Source organism: Streptomyces sp. NPDC043908 (assembly GCF_056435525.1).
Genome location: NZ_JBWKEI010000019.1, coordinates 57,473 through 76,023, shown reverse-complemented (window position 1 = coordinate 76,023; position 18,551 = coordinate 57,473). Strand labels below are relative to the sequence as shown.

15 protein-coding genes and 1 riboswitch are annotated in these 18,551 nt (G+C 70.5%); of the genes, 7 read left to right on the top strand and 8 right to left on the bottom strand.

Translation table 11 applies throughout. From position 1 onward, the window contains the following. Positions 1–14: 14 nt before the first annotated feature. The 5 genes from AC069K_RS31840 to AC069K_RS31820 all read right to left on the bottom strand — a co-directional run bounded on the left by AC069K_RS31840 (position 15) and on the right by AC069K_RS31820 (position 6,666). Positions 15–1,028 (bottom strand): ribonucleotide-diphosphate reductase subunit beta, encoded by a 1,014-nt coding sequence (locus tag AC069K_RS31840; RefSeq protein ID WP_478622030.1) that lies wholly within the window; start codon positions 1,026–1,028, stop codon positions 15–17. Then, on the bottom strand, positions 1,028–3,406 hold the full coding sequence (locus AC069K_RS31835; RefSeq protein ID WP_478622028.1) for a ribonucleoside-diphosphate reductase subunit alpha: 2,379 nt from the start codon (positions 3,404–3,406) through the stop codon (positions 1,028–1,030). Before AC069K_RS31835 ends, AC069K_RS31840 begins: the two co-directional genes overlap by 1 nt. 130 nt (positions 3,407–3,536) lie before the next feature. Beyond that, positions 3,537–3,676, bottom strand: a riboswitch (cobalamin riboswitch). A gap of 233 nt (positions 3,677–3,909) precedes the next feature. Then, positions 3,910–5,517: a monocarboxylate uptake permease MctP gene (gene mctP / locus AC069K_RS31830; protein WP_365108477.1), complete on the bottom strand. Its 1,608-nt coding sequence runs from the start codon at positions 5,515–5,517 to the stop codon at positions 3,910–3,912. 20 nt (positions 5,518–5,537) lie between these two features. Then, positions 5,538–5,792, bottom strand: coding sequence for a DUF3311 domain-containing protein (locus tag AC069K_RS31825; protein ID WP_358832381.1), 255 nt, complete (start codon positions 5,790–5,792; stop codon positions 5,538–5,540). 109 nt (positions 5,793–5,901) lie between these two features. Then, positions 5,902–6,666: a GntR family transcriptional regulator gene (locus AC069K_RS31820; RefSeq protein WP_358832380.1), complete on the bottom strand. Its 765-nt coding sequence runs from the start codon at positions 6,664–6,666 to the stop codon at positions 5,902–5,904. 283 nt (positions 6,667–6,949) lie between these two features. Here AC069K_RS31820 and AC069K_RS31815 point away from each other — a divergent pair, with 283 nt between their 5' ends. The 4 genes from AC069K_RS31815 (at position 6,950) to AC069K_RS31800 (ending at position 11,814) form a co-directional block, all read left to right on the top strand. Continuing rightward, on the top strand, positions 6,950–8,233 hold the full coding sequence (locus AC069K_RS31815; RefSeq protein ID WP_478622025.1) for an extracellular solute-binding protein: 1,284 nt from the start codon (positions 6,950–6,952) through the stop codon (positions 8,231–8,233). 81 nt (positions 8,234–8,314) lie between these two features. Then, complete coding sequence (locus AC069K_RS31810; protein WP_358832378.1) at positions 8,315–9,310, top strand: carbohydrate ABC transporter permease; 996 nt, start codon at positions 8,315–8,317, stop codon at positions 9,308–9,310. Between the two features lie 5 nt (positions 9,311–9,315). After that, entirely contained in the window at positions 9,316–10,173 is an 858-nt protein-coding gene (locus AC069K_RS31805) for a carbohydrate ABC transporter permease (RefSeq protein ID WP_365114602.1), read from the top strand. A 9-nt stretch (positions 10,174–10,182) separates the two neighbouring features. Then, complete coding sequence (locus tag AC069K_RS31800; protein ID WP_478622023.1) at positions 10,183–11,814, top strand: glycoside hydrolase family 3 N-terminal domain-containing protein; 1,632 nt, start codon at positions 10,183–10,185, stop codon at positions 11,812–11,814. A 531-nt stretch (positions 11,815–12,345) separates the two neighbouring features. Here the strand turns inward: AC069K_RS31800 and nagB are convergent. After that, positions 12,346–13,131, bottom strand: coding sequence for a glucosamine-6-phosphate deaminase (nagB, locus tag AC069K_RS31795; RefSeq protein ID WP_478622021.1), 786 nt, complete (start codon positions 13,129–13,131; stop codon positions 12,346–12,348). 204 nt (positions 13,132–13,335) lie between these two features. On the opposite strand from nagB, the gene AC069K_RS31790 reads away from it, so the two are divergent. Then, positions 13,336–14,409: an SIS domain-containing protein gene (locus AC069K_RS31790; RefSeq protein WP_365114344.1), complete on the top strand. Its 1,074-nt coding sequence runs from the start codon at positions 13,336–13,338 to the stop codon at positions 14,407–14,409. A 330-nt stretch (positions 14,410–14,739) separates the two neighbouring features. After that, positions 14,740–16,206 carry a sensor histidine kinase gene (locus tag AC069K_RS31785; RefSeq protein ID WP_365114358.1) on the top strand — a complete coding sequence of 489 codons (1,467 nt, stop codon included), beginning with the start codon at positions 14,740–14,742 and terminating at the stop codon, positions 16,204–16,206. 155 nt (positions 16,207–16,361) lie between these two features. On the opposite strand, the gene AC069K_RS31780 is transcribed toward AC069K_RS31785, so the two are convergent. Next, on the bottom strand, positions 16,362–16,619 hold the full coding sequence (locus AC069K_RS31780; RefSeq protein WP_004937597.1) for a WhiB family transcriptional regulator: 258 nt from the start codon (positions 16,617–16,619) through the stop codon (positions 16,362–16,364). A gap of 316 nt (positions 16,620–16,935) precedes the next feature. Beyond that, positions 16,936–17,904: a diacylglycerol/lipid kinase family protein gene (locus AC069K_RS31775; RefSeq protein WP_365114347.1), complete on the bottom strand. Its 969-nt coding sequence runs from the start codon at positions 17,902–17,904 to the stop codon at positions 16,936–16,938. A 104-nt stretch (positions 17,905–18,008) separates the two neighbouring features. Between AC069K_RS31775 and AC069K_RS31770 the strand changes: the two genes are divergently transcribed. Then, entirely contained in the window at positions 18,009–18,464 is a 456-nt protein-coding gene (locus tag AC069K_RS31770) for a hypothetical protein (RefSeq protein ID WP_365114349.1), read from the top strand. The last annotated feature ends 87 nt before the right edge of the window (positions 18,465–18,551 follow it).

Sequence of the window (18,551 nt, the reverse complement as noted above, 5' to 3'; positions counted from 1 at the left end):
CGCCGTATCCGGACCTAGAACTCCTCGTCGAAGCCCACCGAGCCCTCGACCGCCACCTGGTAGGCGGACGGGCGGCGCTCGAAGAAGTTCGTGAGCTCCTGGACGCCCTGGAGCTCCATGAACGAGAACGGGTTGGCGGAGCCGTACACCGGCGCGAAGCCCAGGCGCGTCAGACGCTGGTCGGCGACGCACTGGAGGTACTCGCGCATCGACTCGGTGTTCATGCCCGGCAGACCCTCGCCGCACAGGTCGCGCCCGAACTGGAGCTCCGCCTCGACGGCCTCCTTGATCATGTCGGTGACCTGCTGCTGGAGCGCCTCGTCGAAGAGCTCCGGCTCCTCCTTGCGGACGGTGTCCACGACCTCGAACGCGAAGTTCATGTGCATCGTCTCGTCGCGGAACACCCAGTTGGTGCCGGTGGCGAGGCCGTGCAGCAGACCGCGCGAGCGGAACCAGTACACGTACGCGAAGGCGCCGTAGAAGAACAGGCCCTCGATGCACGCCGCGAAGCAGATCAGGTTCAGCAGGAAGCGGCGGCGGTCGGCCCGGTTCTCCAGGCGTTCCAGCTTCTCGACCTCGTTGATCCACTTGAAGCAGAACTGGGCCTTCTCGCGGATGGAGGGGATGTTCTCCACCGCGTCGAACGCCGCCGCGCGGTCGTCCGGGTCGGGCAGGTAGGTGTCGAGCAGCGTCAGATAGAACTGGACGTGCACGGCCTCCTCGAAGAGCTGGCGGCTCAGGTACAGCCGCGCCTCGGGGGAGTTGATGTGCTTGTACAGCGTCAGGACCAGGTTGTTCGCCACGATCGAGTCGCCCGTGGCGAAGAACGCCACCAGCCGGCCGATCATGTGCTGCTCGCCCGGCGAGAGCTTGGCGAGGTCGGCGACGTCGGAGTGGAGGTCGACCTCCTCCACCGTCCAGGTGTTCTTGATCGCGTCCCGGTAGCGCTCGTAGAAGTCCGGGTAGCGCATCGGACGCAGGGTCAGCTCGAAGCCCGGGTCGAGCAGGTTCTTCTCGGTGGAGCTCATTACTGGCAGGCCTCGCAGGACTCGGGGTTCTCAAGGGAGCAGGCGACCGCGTCGGCGTCGGGGGCGGCCTGCTGGACGGGGATGGGGGCGCTGGCCTGCGCGGCGCGGGCGATGCGCGTGGCCGGGCGCGAGCGCAGGTAGTACGTCGTCTTCAGCCCCTGCTTCCAGGCGTACGCGTACATCGACGACAGCTTGCCGATGGTGGGCGTCTCCAGGAACAGGTTCAGCGACTGCGACTGGTCCAGGAACGGGGTGCGGGCCGCGGCCATGTCGATCAGGCCGCGCTGCGGGATCTCCCACGCCGTGCGGTAGAGCGCGCGCACGTCGGCGGGGATCCAGCTGAAGTCCTGGACCGAGCCGCTCGCCTCGCGCAGCGCCTCGCGGGACTGCGCGTCCCACACGCCGAGCCGCTTCAGGTCCTCCACCAGGTAGCCGTTGACCTGGAGGAACTCACCCGAGAGCGTCTCGCGCTTGAAGAGGTTGGAGACCTGCGGCTCGATGCACTCGTACACACCGGCGATGGAGGCGATGGTCGCGGTCGGGGCGATCGCGAGGAGGAGCGAGTTGCGCATGCCCACCGCGGCGATCCGCTCGCGCAGCGCCGCCCAGCGCTCCGGCCAGTTCAGCTCGACGTCGTAGTGGTCGGGGTGCAGCACACCGCGGGCCGTCCGCGTCTTCTCCCAAGCGGGCAGCGGGCCCGAGCGCTCGGCGAGGTCGCAGGACGCCTCGTACGCCGTGAGCATGATCCGCTCGGCGAGCTTCGTCGACAGGGCCTTCGCCTCGGGGGAGTCGAAGGGCAGGCGCAGCTTGAAGAAGACGTCCTGGAGGCCCATCGCGCCCAGGCCCACCGGACGCCACTTGGCGTTGGAGCGGCCGGCCTGCTCGGTCGGGTAGAAGTTGATGTCGACGACGCGGTCGAGGAAGGTCACGGCGGTGCGGACGGTCTCGTCCAGCCGCTCCCAGTCGATCTCGCCGGAAGCCAGCACGAAGGCGCCGAGGTTCACCGAGCCGAGGTTGCAGACGGCCGTCTCGCCGTCGTCGGTGACCTCCAGGATCTCGGTGCAGAGGTTGGAGGAGTGGACCGTGTGGCCGGGCTCCGCCGTCTGGTTGGCGGTGCGGTTGGAGGCGTCCTTGAAGGTCATCCAGCCGTTGCCGGTCTGCGCCAGGGTGCGCATCATCCGGCCGTACAGGTCCCGCGCCGGCATCGTCTTCTGGGCCAGACCCGCGGCCTCGGCCCTGCGGTAGGCGGCGTCGAACTCCTCGCCCCACAGGTCGACCAGCTCGGGCACGTCGGCGGGGGAGAACAGCGACCAGGTGCCGTCCGCGTCCACCCGGCGCATGAACTCGTCCGGGATCCAGTGCGCCAGGTTCAGGTTGTGCGTGCGCCGGGCGTCCTCACCGGTGTTGTCGCGCAGCTCCAGGAACTCCTCGATGTCGGAGTGCCAGGTCTCCAGGTAGACCGCCGCCGCCCCCTTGCGCCGGCCGCCCTGGTTGACCGCCGCCACCGAGGCGTCCAGCGTCTTCAGGAACGGCACGATGCCGTTGGAGTGGCCGTTGGTGCCCCGGATGAGCGAGCCGCGCGAGCGGATGCGGGAGTACGAAAGGCCGATGCCGCCGGCGTGCTTGGAGAGCCGCGCCACCTGGTGGTAGCGGTCGTAGATCGAGCCCAGCTCGTCCAGCGGGGAGTCCAGCAGGTAGCAGCTGGACATCTGCGGGTGGCGGGTGCCGGAGTTGAAGAGCGTGGGGGAGGACGGCAGGTAGTCGAGCCGGCTCATCAGCCGGTACAGCGAGGCGACCTCGTCCAGCGCGCGCACCGAGTCGTCCTCGGCCAGGCCCGCCGCGACCCGGAGCATGAAGTACTGCGGGGTCTCGATGACCTGGCGGGTGATCGGGTGGCGCAGCAGATAGCGCGAGTAGAGCGTGCGCAGGCCGAAGTAGCCGAAGCGGTCGTCGGCGCCGTCCGCGAGGGAGGTCTGGACCAGCGCGTCGAGCCGGGCCGCGTGCAGCCGCACGAAGTCGGCGGTGCGGTCCGCGATCAGCCCCTCGCGGTGGCCGACCTCGACCGACTCGGAGAACGAGACCGAGCCCTGGCCCGCGGCCTCCTCGGCGATCGTGAGCGTCAGCAGCCGGGCGGCGAGGCGGGAGTACGCCGGGTCCTCGGAGATCAGACCCGCGGCGGCCTCGGTGGCGAGCCCACGCAGCTCCGCCTCGTCCGAGCGCGCGTTGCGGCCGCGCAGCGCGGCGGCGGCGACACGGCCGGGGTCGGTGTCCGGCAGGTCGGCGGTGAGGTCGGTCAGGGTCCGCAGCAGGGCGGTCCCGGGGGCATCGACCGACTCCTCGGCGATCGCTGAAGCGGGATCCGCAGGGGCGATGGTCACGTGGGGGCACTCCTCGCTCGGCACGGGGCCTCGGGGAAGTGCGCGGGCACACGGACACACCCCCTCGGGGGTACGCCGCGTCCACTGCCCATTCCGCGAGGCCCGGACGTCTCGGCGCCCGGACCGGACGGTCAGGGCGGGCTGTTCGGCAGGTCCTCGGACTGAACACGTACGCAAACGCGTACGAGTACACCGTTGCGGGACAGTTCCGGATTTGCACCGGATTCCCCTGCGGCGACAGCGAGCACGAGCATACATCTTGTGCCGGGCGGTCGTGGCGCCCCCACATGTTGTGTCGCATCCGTACCGGAGTGTGTGTGCTGGGTAGTTGCTTCACCGCGGGCCGGTGGCGGCCTGTCGCGCGGTTCCCCGCGCCCCCGAGGGGGTTGCGGAGGCCGTGGGGCGGAACCGCGAGGCGGTCGTGGACATTCCCCGGAGCAGTCCCGGGAGCCACGAAAACGGGCCGCCGGGTTTCCCCGGCGGCCCGTCCCACGCTGTGCGGCTCAGTGCGCCGAGCCCGCCGTCGCCGGCGGCAGTTCGACCTCCACGCCCGGGTCGCCCGCGTCCGCCGTGTAGTCCTGCGGGGACGTCTCGTCGACCCCGTCGGGGGCCTTCACGGCCCGCAGGACGAGCGTGAGGACGACGGTGACGGCGACGTTCAGGACGAACGCGGTGAGGCCGATGTAGCCGATCTCACCGATGCCGGGGATGTTCTTGGAGCTGCCGCCGAAGTGCTTCTGGGTGGGGGAGGCGACCCCGTACGCGGCGAGCGTGCCGTACGCCATGCCGGCCGCCCAGCCCGCGAGCAGCGCCCAGCGGTGGAACCAGCGCGTGAACAGACCGCCCACCAGGGCGGGGAAGGTCTGGAGGATCCAGATGCCGCCGAGCAGCTGGAAGTTGATCGCGACCGTCTTGTCCATGGTCAGGACGAAGACCAGCGCGCCCACCTTCACCAGGAGCGAGACGATCTTGGAGACCTGCGCCTCCTGCTTGGGCGTGGCGTCCGGCTTGATGAAGTCCCGGTAGATGTTGCGGGTGAACAGGTTCGCGGCCGCGATCGACATGATGGCCGCGGGGACGAGCGCGCCGATGCCGATCGCCGCGAAGGCCACGCCCGCGAACCAGTCCGGGAACATGTCCTCGAAGAGCTGCGGGATGGCCAGCTGGCCGTTCTTGACCTTGACCCCGGCGGCGATCGCCATGAAGCCGAGCAGCGCGAGCAGGCCCAGCATCAGCGAGTACAGCGGCAGGATCGTGGTGTTGCGGCGGATGACCTCGCGGCTGCGCGAGGAGAGGGTCGCCGTGATGGAGTGCGGGTACATGAACAGCGCGAGCGCCGAGCCGAGGGCGAGCGTGGCGTAGGTCCACTGGCCCGCGTCGCCGGGCACCAGTGCGCCCGTGGGCTTGCCGGCCGCGTTGGGCGTCTCGAACTTGTGCCGGGCCGCCGCGAAGATGTCGTCGAAGCCGCCGAGCTTGATCGGGATGTAGATGATCGCCACCAGGATGACGATGTAGATCAGCGTGTCCTTCACGAACGCGATCAGCGCGGGGGCGCGCAGACCCGAGGAGTAGGTGTACGCGGCGAGCACCGCGAACGCGATCAGCAGCGGCAGGTCCTTGACGAACCAGTTGCCCGAGCCGCCGATGCCCATCACGTCGAGCACCGCCTGGATGCCGACGAGCTGGAGCGCGATGTAGGGCATCGTGGCGAGGATGCCGGTGACCGCGACCGCGAGCGAGAGGCCCTTGGAGCCGAACCGGCCGCGGACGAAGTCCGAGGTCGTCACATAGCCGTGCTTGTGCGAGACCGACCAGAGCCGCGGCAGGAAGGTGAAGATGAGCGGATAGACGAGGATCGTGTACGGCACCGCGAAGAACCCGGCCGCGCCCGCCGCGTACACGGCCGCCGGGACCGCGACGAAGGTGTACGCCGTGTAGAGGTCGCCGCCGAGCAGGAACCAGGTGACCCAGGTCCCGAAGGAGCGGCCGCCCAGGCCCCATTCGTCGAGGCTGTGCTCGTTCTCGGCGCGGCGCCAGCGGGCGGCCATGAAGCCGACGACCGTGACGGCGAGGAAGAAGAAGATGAAGACGCCGAGCGCGACGCCGTTCACCCCGTCGCCTGCTGCGAGAGTCACTTGCCCTCACCCGCCTTGCGGCCGTGCTGGTCGCGCTGCCACAGCTTGTACGCGAGCATCGTGAGCGCGGTCGAGATGACCACCCACAGCATCTGGTACCAGTAGAAGAAGGGGATCCCGGCCAGGGCCGGGTCGGCCTTCGCGTACGAACCGACCCACAGCATCGCCACGAAGGGCGCGATCAGGCAGAGCGCGATGACCACGCGCACCGGCGTGATCACCGCTCTCGGCGTTTGCGTTGTTTCCGGCATGGTGGCTCCGTCCCCTCGCTGTGCTCACCTGATGCAATGCGCACGAAATCTAGGGGACGGAATCCCGCCATGGAAGCCCTGTACCGGATACCGGACGGCGGATCGTGTGTCAGTCGGTGGGCCGCTTCAGCCGCGCGACGAACTTGTACCGGTCGCCGCGGTAGACCGAGCGCACCCACTCCACCGGCTCGCCGTCGCCGTCCAGGGAGTGCCGGGAGAGCATCAGCATCGGCAGGCCCACGTCCGTGCCGAGCAGTCCGGCCTCGCGCGGGGTGGCCAGCGACGTCTCGATGGTCTCCTCGGCCTCGGCGAGCCGCACCCCGTACACCTCGTTGAGGGCGGTGTAGAGAGAGGTGTACTTGACGAGCGAGCGGCGCAGCGCGGGGAAGCGCTTGGCCGACAGGTGCGTGGTCTCGATCGCCATCGGCTCGCCGCTCGCCAGCCGCAGCCGCTCGATGCGCAGCACCCTGCCGCCCGCGGCGATGTCGAGCAGCCCGGCGAGCGTGTCGTCGGCCGTCACGTAGCCGATGTCCAGGAGCTGCGAGGTGGGCTCCAGGCCCTGGGCGCGCATGTCCTCGGTGTACGACGTCAGTTGCAGGGCCTGGGAGACCTTGGGCTTGGCGACGAACGTCCCCTTGCCCTGGATGCGCTCCAGGCGCCCCTCGACCACCAGCTCCTGGAGGGCCTGGCGCACGGTGGTGCGGGAGGTGTCGAACTCGGCGGCCAGGGTGCGCTCGGGGGGCACGGGGGTCCCCGGCGGCAGGGTCTCCGTCATGTCGAGCAGATGCCGCTTGAGGCGGTAGTACTTGGGCACGCGAGCGGTCCGGGCGCCGGGGCCCGCCTCTGTCTCCGTACCGCTCCCGTCGGTGGCCATGGCCCGCCTTCCCGAGTGCTGCGCTGCTGCCGTCACCGGCTCCTCCGTCTGTCGCGGCTCACATGGTGGCACGGACCGGTCACGGGTCGTCGCCCTCCCTCAGGTGTCGGTCCGATAACGGACGCGACAGCCCTTCTTATACACCCTTGACACCCCTAAAGGTCTAGGCCAAGCTCCGGGTACTGGTCTAAACCATTAAAGACCAGGTCCCAGCCCCACAGGCAGTACACGTCGTATGGCTTCGCGGTGGGCGGGGGGTTGCAGCATCCCTGAGGAGGGTGGCGTGAAGCGCAAGCTCATCGCGGCGATCGGCGTCGCGGGCATGTTGGTCAGCATCGCGGCGTGCGGCGACGACGACAAGAAGGACGACGGCGCCAAGGGCGGCGACGCCAAGTCGCTGACGGTCTGGCTGACGGTCGACGCGCAGAAGAACTGGCCCGACCTGGTCAAGGCGGCCGACGACGCGATCGTGGCCAAGCACCCCGGTCTGAAGATCAACCACGAGTACTACGGCTGGCCGGACAAGAACGCCAAGCTCGACGCCGTGCTCGCCACCGACAAGGCCCCCGACGTGGTCGAGATGGGCAACACCGAGATGCTCGCCTACTCGGTCAAGGGCGCCTTCGCGGAGATCGACCCGTCGAAGTTCGACAACTCCTCGGCCTGGCTCGACGGCCTCAAGGCCTCGGTCACCTACGACGGCAAGACCTACGGCGTCCCCTACTACGCCGGTGGCCGCACCGCCACCTGGCGCAAGGACATCGCCGCCGAGGCCGGCGTCACCGCCGCCCCGAAGACGTACACCGAGCTGACCGCCGACCTGGACAAGATCCAGGCGAAGAAGGGCGACAAGTTCAGCGCCTGGTACCAGCCGAGCCGCGACTGGTACGCGGCCATGTCGTACGTGTACGACGCCGGCGGCTCCATCGCCAAGGAGGACGGCGGCCAGTTCAAGGCGAACCTGTCCTCGCCGGAGTCCCTCAAGGGCCTGAACGAGTACAAGAACATCCTCGGCAAGTACATGCACGGCGACAAGACGAAGGACGAGGCCGACCGCCCGATCGTCTACGGCCAGGGCAAGTCCGCGCTGATCTTCAGCGCCGCGTGGGAGGGCGGCAGCGCCGCGCTCCCCGAGAACGACAAGGTCGGCAAGCTCGCCGACAAGCTGGAGTCCTTCGTGATGCCCGGCCCGTCCGGCAAGGCCATGCCGGTCTTCCTCGGCGGCTCCGACCTCGCCGTCCCGGTCAAGTCCAAGGCGCAGGCGCTCGCCGCCGAGTGGATCAACGCGTTCACCGGCACCCAGGGCCAGAAGGGCCTGATCGCCAAGCAGAACCTGCCCAACAACAAGACGGCCCTCGCCCCGCTGAAGTCGGACCCGGAGACGGCCGTCCCGGCGACCGCGGCCGAGTCCAGCTGGTTCGTGCCCATGGCGCCGGGCTGGGGCCAGGTCGAGAAGGCCAAGGTCCTCCAGGACATGCTCCAGGCCATCGGTACCGGCAAGAAGTCGGTCGAGCAGGCCGCGAAGGACGCGGACGCCGCGATCGACAAGGTCATCAACACCAAGTGACCTGTGGGCGAGGGCCCCGTCGGAAGAGCGACGGGGCCCTCGCCCGGCCAGTGCCGAAAGAGGGACCGCTAGGAGCGCGCGATGAGTGCCGCAGAGACAACCACCGCCAAGGTGCCGCCGGCGCGGCGCGACCCACTACCGGGTGGGGGACCCGGAAAGCCGAAGAGGCCGGTCAGCAGACGCGGAGCGGGACAGGCGGCGGTGCCCTGGGCGCTGCTCGCCCCGTGCCTCCTGGCCCTCGCCCTGGTCCTCGGCTATCCGCTGGTACGCCTGGTCACCCTGTCGTTCCAGAAGTTCGGCCAGCCGCAGCTGTGGGGCTTCAAGGACCCGGAGTCGGTCGGCTTCGACAACTTCACCAAGGTCCTCGGCGACAGCGAGTTCTGGACCGTCGTCGTGCGGACCGTGCTGTTCGCCTTCACCGCGGTCGTCCTGACCATGGTGCTGGGCATGCTGATCGCCCTGCTGCTCCAGCGGGTCTCCGGCTGGGTCAAGACCCTGGTCAACATCGCCCTGGTGGCGAGCTGGGGCATGCCGATCGTCGTCGCCATCACCATCTTCAAGTGGATGTTCGACAGTGACTTCGGCGTACTGAACTGGCTGCTCAGCCAGGTGCCCGGGGTCGACATGATCGGCCACAACTGGTTCGCCAGCGGCACCCAGGGCCTCGCCGTGATCATGCTGCTCGTGGTCTGGGGGGCGGTGCCGTTCGTGGTCATCACCCTCAGCGCGGGCCTCACCCAGGTCCCCAAGGAGCTGGAGGAGGCCGCCCGGCTCGACGGGGCGGGCTCCTGGGGCGTGTTCCGGCACGTCACGCTGCCGATCCTCAAGCCCATCATCGTGATGCTGGCGACCCTGTCGGTCATCTGGGACATGGGGGTCTTCCCGCAGGTCTTCGTGATGCGCGGCAACCACCCCGAGCCGGAGTTCCAGCTGCTCACCACGTACTCGTACGACAAGGCGTTCGTGGTCAACGACTACTCGCAGGGCTCGGCGATCGCGCTGCTGACCGTTCTGCTGCTGCTCGGTGTGATCGCCGTGTACATGCGGCAGATGCTGAAGATCGGAGAGGTGGAGTAACAGAGATGGCTGCCTCCAACGCGCAGGCGCTCGCCCGCCCCCGCAAGAAGAAGTCCAAGCTCGGCTGGAACCTGCTCGGGCTGCTGGTCTTCGCCACCGCCGGCTTCCCGGTCTACTGGATGCTCAACACCGCGCTCAAGCCCGCCAAGGACGCGATCGACCCGGACCCGCACTTCTTCCCCCGGACGCTCACCACCGAGAACTTCCGCCGGGCGCTGGACATCGGGGACTTCTGGGGCGCGATCGGCCGCTCGCTGATCGTCTCCGTCGTGGTCGTGGTGATCGGCATCGCGGTCGGCCTGCTGGCGGCCCTCGCCATCTCGCGGTTCGCGTTCCGGGGCCGGAAGATCGTGATCATCGGCATCCTGGCGGTCCAGATGGTCCCGCTGGTCGCGATGATCATCCCGGTCTTCCTGCTCCTCAACGACCTGGGGCAGTACGACAAGCTGACTGGCCTGATCCTCACCTATCTGACCTTCATCCTCCCCTTCACGGTCTGGACGCTGCGCGGCTTCATCGTCAACGTCCCCAAGGAGCTGGAGGAGGCGGCGATGGTCGACGGGTGCAGCCGCACCGGCGCGTTCGTCCGCGTGGTCTTCCCGCTGCTGGCGCCCGGCATGGTGGCCACCTCGGTTTACGGCTTCATCCAGGCGTGGAACGAATACCTCTACGCCCTCATGCTGATGAGCCAGAACCACCAGACCGCCACCGTGTGGCTGTCGAACTTCACCACCCAGCACGGCACCGAGTTCGCCCCCATGATGGCCGGCTCCACCATGATGGCCGTCCCCATCGTGGCTCTCTTCCTCCTCGTCCAGCGCAAGATGGCCGCGGGTCTGACGGCCGGCGCAGTGAAGGGATAACGCCGCCCCATGACGACGATCGCACGCACCACCGACACACTCACGCGCGACGCCCTCACCGTCCTCCAGCCCGGCTTCGTCGGCACCACCGCCCCCGACTGGCTGCTGCGCCGGATCGGCGAAGGCCTCACCTCGGTGGGCCTGTTCGGCCGCAACATCGCCACGGCCGGCCAACTGGCCGCCCTGACGTCCCAGTTGCGGTCCGAGCGGGACGACGTCCTGGTGGCCATCGACGAGGAGGGCGGCGACGTCACCCGTCTGGAGGTCCGTACGGGCTCGTCCTTCCCCGGCAACCTGGCGCTCGGGTCGGTCGACGACACGGACCTGACCCGGGCGGTGGCGCACGAGCTGGGCCGCCGGCTGGCGGCCTGCGGGGTGGACCTCAACTGGGCCCCCTCCGCCGACGTCAACTCCAATCCGGGCAATCCGGTCATCGGGGTACGGTCGTTCGGCGCCGACCCGCACCTGGTGGCGCGGCACACCGCGGCGTACGTCGAGGGGCTCCAGTCCGCCGGGGTCGCCGCCTGCACCAAGCACTTCCCCGGCCACGGGGACACGGCGGTCGACTCGCACCACGCGCTGCCGCGCATCGACGTGGACCTCGACACCCTGCACGCCCGTGAGCTGGTGCCGTTCCGCGCGGCGATCGCCGCGGGTTCCAAGTCGGTCATGAGTGCGCATATCCTGCTTCCCGCGCTCGACCCCACCCGCCCGGCGACGCTGAGCCCGCGTGTCCTGACCGGACTGCTGCGCGAGGAACTCGGCTACGACGGGCTGATCGTCACCGACGCCGTGGAGATGCAGGCCATCGCCTCGACGTACGGGATCGAGCGCGGCTCGGTCCTCGCGATCGCGGCCGGTGCCGACGCGCTGTGCGTCGGCGGCGGTCTGGCGGACGAGGACACCGTGCTGCGGCTGCGCGACGCCCTGGTCGCGGCGGTACGCGACGGGGAACTGCCCGAGTCACGCCTGGCCGACGCGGCCGAGCGGGTACGCGCGCTCGCGTCGTGGACCCGGCGGGCCAGGGGGGATGGGGCGGGGCCGGGCGCGGAGATCCAGGAGGGGACCGCGCCCGGCACCGCCCTGGGTTCCGGCGCGGGCGCCGCTTCCGGCGTCGGCACCGGCTCGGGCGCCGCCTGCGGCTCCGGCTCGGGCACCGGTACAGGCTCCGGCTCCGGCTCTGCCCCCGGCGCCGATATTGGGCTTGTCGCGGCGCGGCGGGCGCTGCGGGTCACCGGGGACGCGCTTCCGCTGACCGCGCCGCCCCATGTGGCCGCCTTCACCCCCGTCGCGAACATCGCGGTCGGGGACGAGACGCCGTGGGGGCTGGGGGCGGAGCTCGTGGCGCTGCTGCCGGGGACGTCGACGGGCACCTACGGCCCGTCCGTGGACCCGTCCTCGGTGCTGGCCGCGGCCGGGTCCCGCCGGATCGTGGCGGTCGTCCGGGACGAGCACCGGCATCCGTGGATGGGGGCGACCCTGGACGCGCTGCTGTCGGCGCGGCCGGACACGGTGGTGGTGGAGATGGGGGTGCCGCAAGCCGCTGTGCGGGGGGCGGTGCATATCGCTACGCACGGGGCGGCGAGGGTGTGCGGCCGGGCGGCGGCAGAGGTTTTGTCCCCCACCCCGCCCCTCCCCTGAACCCCTCCGGCGGGGAGCCTTCTGGGCCGGGGGTCCGCCTGCGGCCCGGTGGGTGGCTGATCGCGCAGTTCCCCGCGCCCCTTCAGGGCCCGGACTTCGGCGGTCGGTCGTGGGTGGCTGAGCGCGCAGTTCCCCGCGCCCCTAGGTACTCAGGGGCGCGGGGAACTGCGCGAGCAACCCTCCACGGTCCGCAGGCGAAGGGGGGTTTGGGGGCGCGGGGAACTGCGCGAGCAGCCCTCCACGGTCCGCAGGTGAAAGCGGGTTTAGGGGCGCGGGGAACTGCGCGACCAGCCCTCCACGGCCGGTAGACGAAAGCGGGTTTTGGGGGCGCGGGGAACTGCGCGACCAGCCCTCCACGGTCCGCAGGTGAAAGCGGGTTTGGGGGCGCGGGGAACTGCGCGAGCAACCCTCCACGGTCCGCAGGTGAAAACGGGGTCAGGGGCGCGGGGAACTGCGTGGGCAGACCCGCTCGGCCGACCGTCGGCGGGGACGGGGGACGGGGTGCGCGCATCCCCGGGGGTGCGGTAGGGGCTACAAGCCCTGCCAGGCCGGCTTGTTCGCGTACGTGTGGCGGAAATAGTCCGCCAGCTTCAACTTCGACGCCGCCCCCTCATCCACCACCACCGTCGCATGCGGATGCAACTGAAGCGCCGACGCCGGCACCACGGACGCCACCGGCCCCTCCACGGTCTGGGCCACCGCCTCCGCCTTGCCCTCGCCCGTGGCGAGCAGCACCAGGTGGCGCGCCTCCAGGATCGTGCCGATGCCCTGGGTGATGACGTGGTGCGGCACCTGCTCGATGTCGTCGTCGAAGAAGCGCGCGTTGTCCACCCGCGTCTGCTCCGTGAGCGTCTTGATCCGGGTCCGGGAGGCGATGGACGAGCACGGCTCGTTGAAGCCGATGTGCCCGTCGGTGCCGATGCCGAGGATCTGGAGGTCCACGCCCCCGGCCGCCACCAGCGCCCGGTCGTACGCGTCGCACGCGGCCTGGACGTCCGCCGCCGAGCCGTCCGGCCCGATGAACGAGTCCGGGCTGAGCCCGAGCGGCTCCACGACCTGGCGGATCACGGTCGCCCGGTAGGACTCGGGGTGCCCGGCCGGCAGCCCGACGTACTCGTCGAGCTGGCACACCCGCGCCCGCGAGACATCCACCGCGCCCGCCGCGACCTTCGCCGTCAGCGCGTCGTAGATGGGCAGCGGGGTCGAGCCGGTGGCCACGCCGAGCAGGGCGTCGGGCTTGCGGCGCCACAGCGCCGCGATGGTTTCCGCGATGAGCTCGCCGCCCGCCTTGGCGTCCGGGACGATGACAACTTCCACGTGGGCCTGCCGATCTGGAGAGGACGTAACTGACCAGGGTGGTATAGACCAATCTAGCAGAGCGGGCGCCGCTCCCGCTGGCGGTCGGTCGACCAAGCGCCGGCCCGGCGGGCGCCGCCTCCGCTGGCGGTCGCACCGTCCGCCATGGTCGACTTGAGAGGTTGCGGCACCGCGTACAGAGACCGCCCCTGGGAGGCATTCCGTATGGCGTCGACACAGACCGGAGCACCCCACAGCGAGCAGCCCGGCCGGATCATGCGCGGGGAGATGGCCGAGCAGCCGGCCGTCCTGCGGCGCATCCTCGCCGAGGGCGCCCCGCGCATCCGCGAGGTGGCCGCCGCCATCGCCGCTCGCGCCCCCCGCTTCGTCCTGCTGACCGCCCGCGGCACCTCCGACAACGCCGCCCTGTACGCGAAGTACCTGCTGGAGATCCGGCTCGGGATGCCGTGCGGGCTCACCTCGATGTCCACGACCACCGCGTACGGTGCCAGCCCCGACCTCAGCGACGTCCTCGTCATCACCGTCAGCCAGTCCGGCGGCTCACCCGACCTCGTCGACTCCACCCGGGCCGCCCGCCGCGCGGGCGCGATCACCCTGGCCGTCACCAACAACGCCGACTCACCGCTCGCCGCCGTCTCCGAGTACCACATCGACATCCTGGCGGGGCCGGAGAAGGCGCTGCCCGCGACCAAGACGTACACCGCCTCGCTGCTCGCCCTCTACCTCTTCGTGGAGGGGCTGCGCGGCGGCGACGTCTCGGCGGCCGAGGCGCTGCCCGGGCTCGCGGACCGGGTCCTGGCGCGCCAGAGCGAGGTGCGCCGGCTCGCCTCCCGCTACCGCTTCGCCGAGCGCATGGTCATCACCTCGCGCGGCTACGGCTACCCCACGGCCAAGGAGGCCGCCCTCAAGCTGATGGAGACCAGCTACATCCCCGCCCTGGCGTACTCCGGAGCCGATCTGCTGCACGGTCCGCTCGCCATGGTCGACAACATCTCGCCGGTGATCGCGGTGGTCACCGACGGCCGGGGCGGCCAGGCGCTCCAGCCGGTGCTCGACCGGCTGCGCGGCCGGGGCGCCGACCTCTTCGTCGTCGGCCCCCAGCCGCAGGTGGAGGCGGCCTCGGCCGGGTTCGTGCTGCCGGTCGAGGGCGTCCCCGAGGAGCTCCAGCCGGTCCTGGAGATCCTTCCGCTGCAACTCCTCGCCTACGAGGTGACCATCGCCCGCGGCCAGGACCCCGACGCCCCGCGCGCCCTGGCGAAGGTGACCGAGACCCGCTGACCGTCCGCGAAGAGGGCCGAGGAGTGGAACGGGCTAGGCGTAGCGGCCCGCGCATGGCAGGCTCTACCCGCCTGGAGCAGGGCCGGCAAACGGATGGACAGCGATGAATGGTCTAGTCCACAATGGCCCAGCAGGCCCCCGGCCTCCCCGCACAGGAGGCCGGACCGAGGAACCCGGCGCTCTCTGCCCTGACAGCGCCGAGGACCTCCCGTAAGGCCGAGGGGCACCGCACACCCGTCGGCCGGCAGTTCCGGGCTGCGGTGCCGGACGGGCCGAGGGTCCCGCCCCGGCGCCGTAGCCCGCGCGGGTACCCTCGCTGACGTGCCCTCCATGAACGACCTCGTACGTCAGCACACCGCTCTCAGTGAATCCGACCTGGAGTGGCTCCATCTGCTGGTCTCGGAGTGGCAGCTGCTCTCCGACCTCTCCTTCGCCGACCTCGTGCTGTGGGTGCCCACCCTGGACGGCACCCGGTACGTCTCCGTGGCGCAGATGCGGCCCAACACCGGGCCCACCTCCTACCAGGACGACATGGTCGGCCACCTGGTCCCGCGCGGCCGGCGCCCGCTGCTCGACGCGGCCCTCGACGAGGGCCGGATCGTGCGCGAGGGCGATCCGGAGTGGCGCGAGGAGGTGCCGGTGCGGGTGGAGTCCATCCCCGTACGCCGCGAGGGCCGCGTGCTCGGGGTGATCGCGCGCAACACCAACCTGCTCACTGTGCGTACACCTTCGCGTCTGGAGCTCACCTACCTCCAGTCCGCCTCCGACCTCGCCCAGATGATCGCCGCCGGGTCGTTCCCCTTTCCCGGGCAGCAGGTCGACATGGACGCCTCCCCGCGTGCCGGGGACGGGCTGATCCGGCTGGACGCGGACGGCATCGTCCAGTACGCCTCGCCCAACGCGCTCTCCGCGTACCACCGTCTGGGGCTCGCCTCCGACCTGGTCGGCCAGCACCTGGGCGAGCTCACCGCCCAACTCGCCCCCTCGCGCGGCCCGGTGGACGAGGCCATCGCCAAACTGGCCAGCGGCTACGCCCCGCGCGAGACCGAGGTGGAGGGCAGCGGCGGGGTCATCCAGCTGCGCGCCATCCCGCTCAAGCCCAAGGGCACCCGGATCGGTTCGCTGGTGCTGCTGCGGGACGTGACGGAACTGCGCCGCCGCGAGCGCGAGTTGATCACCAAGGACGCCACCATCCGGGAGATCCACCACCGGGTGAAGAACAACCTCCAGACGGTGGCGGCCCTGCTGCGCCTCCAGGCCCGGCGGATCGACTCCGCCCAGGGGCGTGAGGCGCTGAACGAGGCGGTACGGCGGGTCGGCTCGATCGCGATCGTGCACGAGACGCTCTCGCAGAACCTGGACGAGCGCGTCGAGTTCGACGAGATCGCCGACCGGGTGCTCGCGATGGTGGCGGAGATCTCCCCGGGCAAGGTCGCCTGCCGCCGGACGGGCCGCTTCGGCATCCTGGACGCCGAGGTCGCCACCCCGCTGGCGATGGTCCTCACCGAGATCCTCCAGAACGCCCTCGAACACGCCTTCGCCCAGGGGGAGCAGGGCACGGTCGACGTCTCGGCGGTGCGCGGCGGCACCCGCGAGGACGCCCGGCTGCTGATCACGGTGCGCGACGACGGCCGGGGCCTGCCCGAGGGCTTCGACCCCCAGACGGCCGGGAACCTGGGCCTCCAGATCGTCCGCACCCTGGTCGAGGGCGAGCTCGGCGGATCGTTCGACATGGTGGCGGCGCCGGAGCGGGGCACCCAGGTGGTGCTCGACGTACCGGTCCGGGCCGACAAGTAACGCGCGGCCGCGCCGCACAGAGCAGCGAGCCCCGGACCGCGAACGGTCCGGGGCTCGAATGCTGTGGGTTACTTCTTCTGCTGCGCGCTGCGGCTCGGGGGGCGGTAAGTGCGTACTCGCTGTACGCGCCGCGCGGGCCTAGGCAGGAGGGGGGATCAGGCGGTCGCGTTGCGCGCCCGGTTGCGAGCGGCACGGCGCTTCATCGCGCGGCGCTCGTCCTCGCTGAGGCCACCCCAGACGCCGGAGTCCTGGCCGGACTCGAGCGCCCACTGCAGGCACTGCTCCATGACGGGGCAGCGGCGGCAGACGGCCTTGGCTTCCTCGATCTGCAGCAGCGCAGGACCGGTGTTGCCGATGGGGAAGAACAGCTCGGGGTCTTCCTCACGACAAACGGCGTTGTGACGCCAGTCCATGGCTGCTACCTCTCTTGGTGGTACGTATGGGTGCTTGTGAATGTGAACGCTTTCACGAATCCCCCCGCAAGGGAAGGGCCGACTTCCAGTTGGACTGGTTGTGGTCCGGAGTTTGAGGAGGGGTTCTGGCTTTCATGGAGGCTGGTGTTGCGGGCCGTCCCGATCGCCATGTAGAGATTCGCAAACCTCGGCGGCGGATACAACCCCTTCCGGAAAGTTTTTTTTGATTCCTCGGTGTCGACTGGGTCACAGTCGTACTTCTATGGGGTGGGGCCCAGCCCAAACGTTCGAGTTAAAGGACTTTCGGCCCTTCCACTCACACAATCACACGCAGTGCACGGCGTACGCCTGTGAACGTCACGCTCGTACGCAGACCCAGGTGGTCGCCGTCCATCTGGAAGGGCAGCGGGGCCTTGGAATGCAAGGTGAAGGCGGTGAGGTCATGCAGTGAAACCGCGTGTTTGCCGTGTGGACCCTTCTCGGGGGTCGAGGTCAGCAGCTGGGTGGCGTAGCGGGCCGCCGACGAGGTCGAGAGTCTGGAGAGCGAGAGCACGTCCAGGGCCGTCTCGAAGGATGCCTCCGGGGTGGCGTACACCGGGCGATTGCCCAGGTAGGTCCAGGGGGAGGTGTTGCAGACTATGGACATCACCAGGTCCTCGACCGGGTCCTGCCCGGGCCGTTCCAGGGTGATCGTGCCGTGCCTGCGGTGCCGCTCGGCGAGGAACTGCCGGGCCACCTGGCGCAGGTACAGGCTGTGGGTGGAGCGTCTGCCGCGCTCGCGCTGCTGTTCGACCCGGCCGACGACGCCCGCGTCGAACCCGAGTCCGGCACAGAAAGTGAACCAGCGGTCCGGGACGCCCTCGTCCTCGGTGCCCGCAGTGCCGGCCGCCAGGCCCAGGCTCACCGTGCGGCCGCGCCCCTCGCGCAAGGCGTCCAGCAGTATGCCGGTCGCCTCCACGGGCTCGTTCGGCAGCCCGATCGCGCGGGCGAAGACATTGGTGGAGCCGCCGGGGACCGCCGCGAAGCTCGGCAGGTTCTCCGGGTCGGGTCCGTTGTGCAGCAGTCCGTTGACGACCTCGTTGACCGTGCCGTCCCCGCCGAGCGCCACGACCAGGTCGATGTCGCTGCTCTCCGCCGCCCGCCGCCCGAGGTCGCGGGCGTGCCCCCGGTACTCCGTGGTCACGGCCTCCAGCTTCATCTCACTGGCCAGCGCGTGGATGAGGACATCACGGGTGCGGGCACTGGTGGTGGTAGCCGCCGGGTTGACCACGAGAAGTGCACGCATGGTCGCCAGAGTACCTACCGGGCGGTACCGGGCACAGTCCAGCCCCCTCGCCGCGGCCCCCCGGGGCCGGGAGGCGGGAGGGCGGCGAGGGCTACCCTGCTGGGGTGAGTACTGAGCAGCACCCTGACAGCGGGACCGGCACCGGCGCCCCCGAGGGGCCGCGTCCCCGGCGGCTGACCGCGGCCGCCGCGATCGCCGCGATCGAGGGCCTGGCCCTGGTCGGCGGCGGCGTCTTCATGTTCGTGATGGGCCTCACGGGCAAGCCCGACCAGCCCCGGCAGGCCGTGACGGGCGGCGTGACGCTGATCGTCCTCGGGCTGATCCCGCTGATCGCCGCGCGCGGGCTGCTGCTGCGGCGCCGCTGGAGCCGGGGGCCCGCGCTGATCACCCAGATCCTGGCGCTTCCGGTGGCCTGGATGTTCCTGACCTCGAACGGCCCGGCGATCCCGGTGGGGATCGTCATGGCCGTGCTCGCGGTGACCGGCCTCGTCCAGCTCGTCAACCCGGCCACGGCCGAGGCGCTCGGCGTGAGCGGGGCGGGCGGGACGCGCCAGCCGTAGGGGCCGCCGGCCCGGCTGCGACGCCGACCGGGAGCACCGACCGCGGGCTGCGGGCTGCGGCCGGGGCCTCGGGCGCCCGGCTCCTCG

Bases quoted from the DNA above. Each gene is read 5' to 3' on its own strand.
- AC069K_RS31840 (WP_478622030.1), bottom strand. From the start codon at position 1,028: ATGAGCTCCACCGAGAAGAACCTGCTCGACCCGGGCTTCGAGCTGACC.
- AC069K_RS31825 (WP_358832381.1), bottom strand. From the start codon at position 5,792: ATGCCGGAAACAACGCAAACGCCGAGAGCGGTGATCACGCCGGTGCGC.
- AC069K_RS31820 (WP_358832380.1), bottom strand. From the start codon at position 6,666: ATGGCCACCGACGGGAGCGGTACGGAGACAGAGGCGGGCCCCGGCGCC.
- AC069K_RS31810 (WP_358832378.1), top strand. From the start codon at position 8,315: ATGAGTGCCGCAGAGACAACCACCGCCAAGGTGCCGCCGGCGCGGCGC.
- AC069K_RS31805 (WP_365114602.1), top strand. From the start codon at position 9,316: ATGGCTGCCTCCAACGCGCAGGCGCTCGCCCGCCCCCGCAAGAAGAAG.
- AC069K_RS31800 (WP_478622023.1), top strand. From the start codon at position 10,183: ATGACGACGATCGCACGCACCACCGACACACTCACGCGCGACGCCCTC.
- AC069K_RS31790 (WP_365114344.1), top strand. From the start codon at position 13,336: ATGGCGTCGACACAGACCGGAGCACCCCACAGCGAGCAGCCCGGCCGG.
- AC069K_RS31785 (WP_365114358.1), top strand. From the start codon at position 14,740: ATGAACGACCTCGTACGTCAGCACACCGCTCTCAGTGAATCCGACCTG.
- AC069K_RS31780 (WP_004937597.1), bottom strand. From the start codon at position 16,619: ATGGACTGGCGTCACAACGCCGTTTGTCGTGAGGAAGACCCCGAGCTG.
- AC069K_RS31775 (WP_365114347.1), bottom strand. From the start codon at position 17,904: ATGCGTGCACTTCTCGTGGTCAACCCGGCGGCTACCACCACCAGTGCC.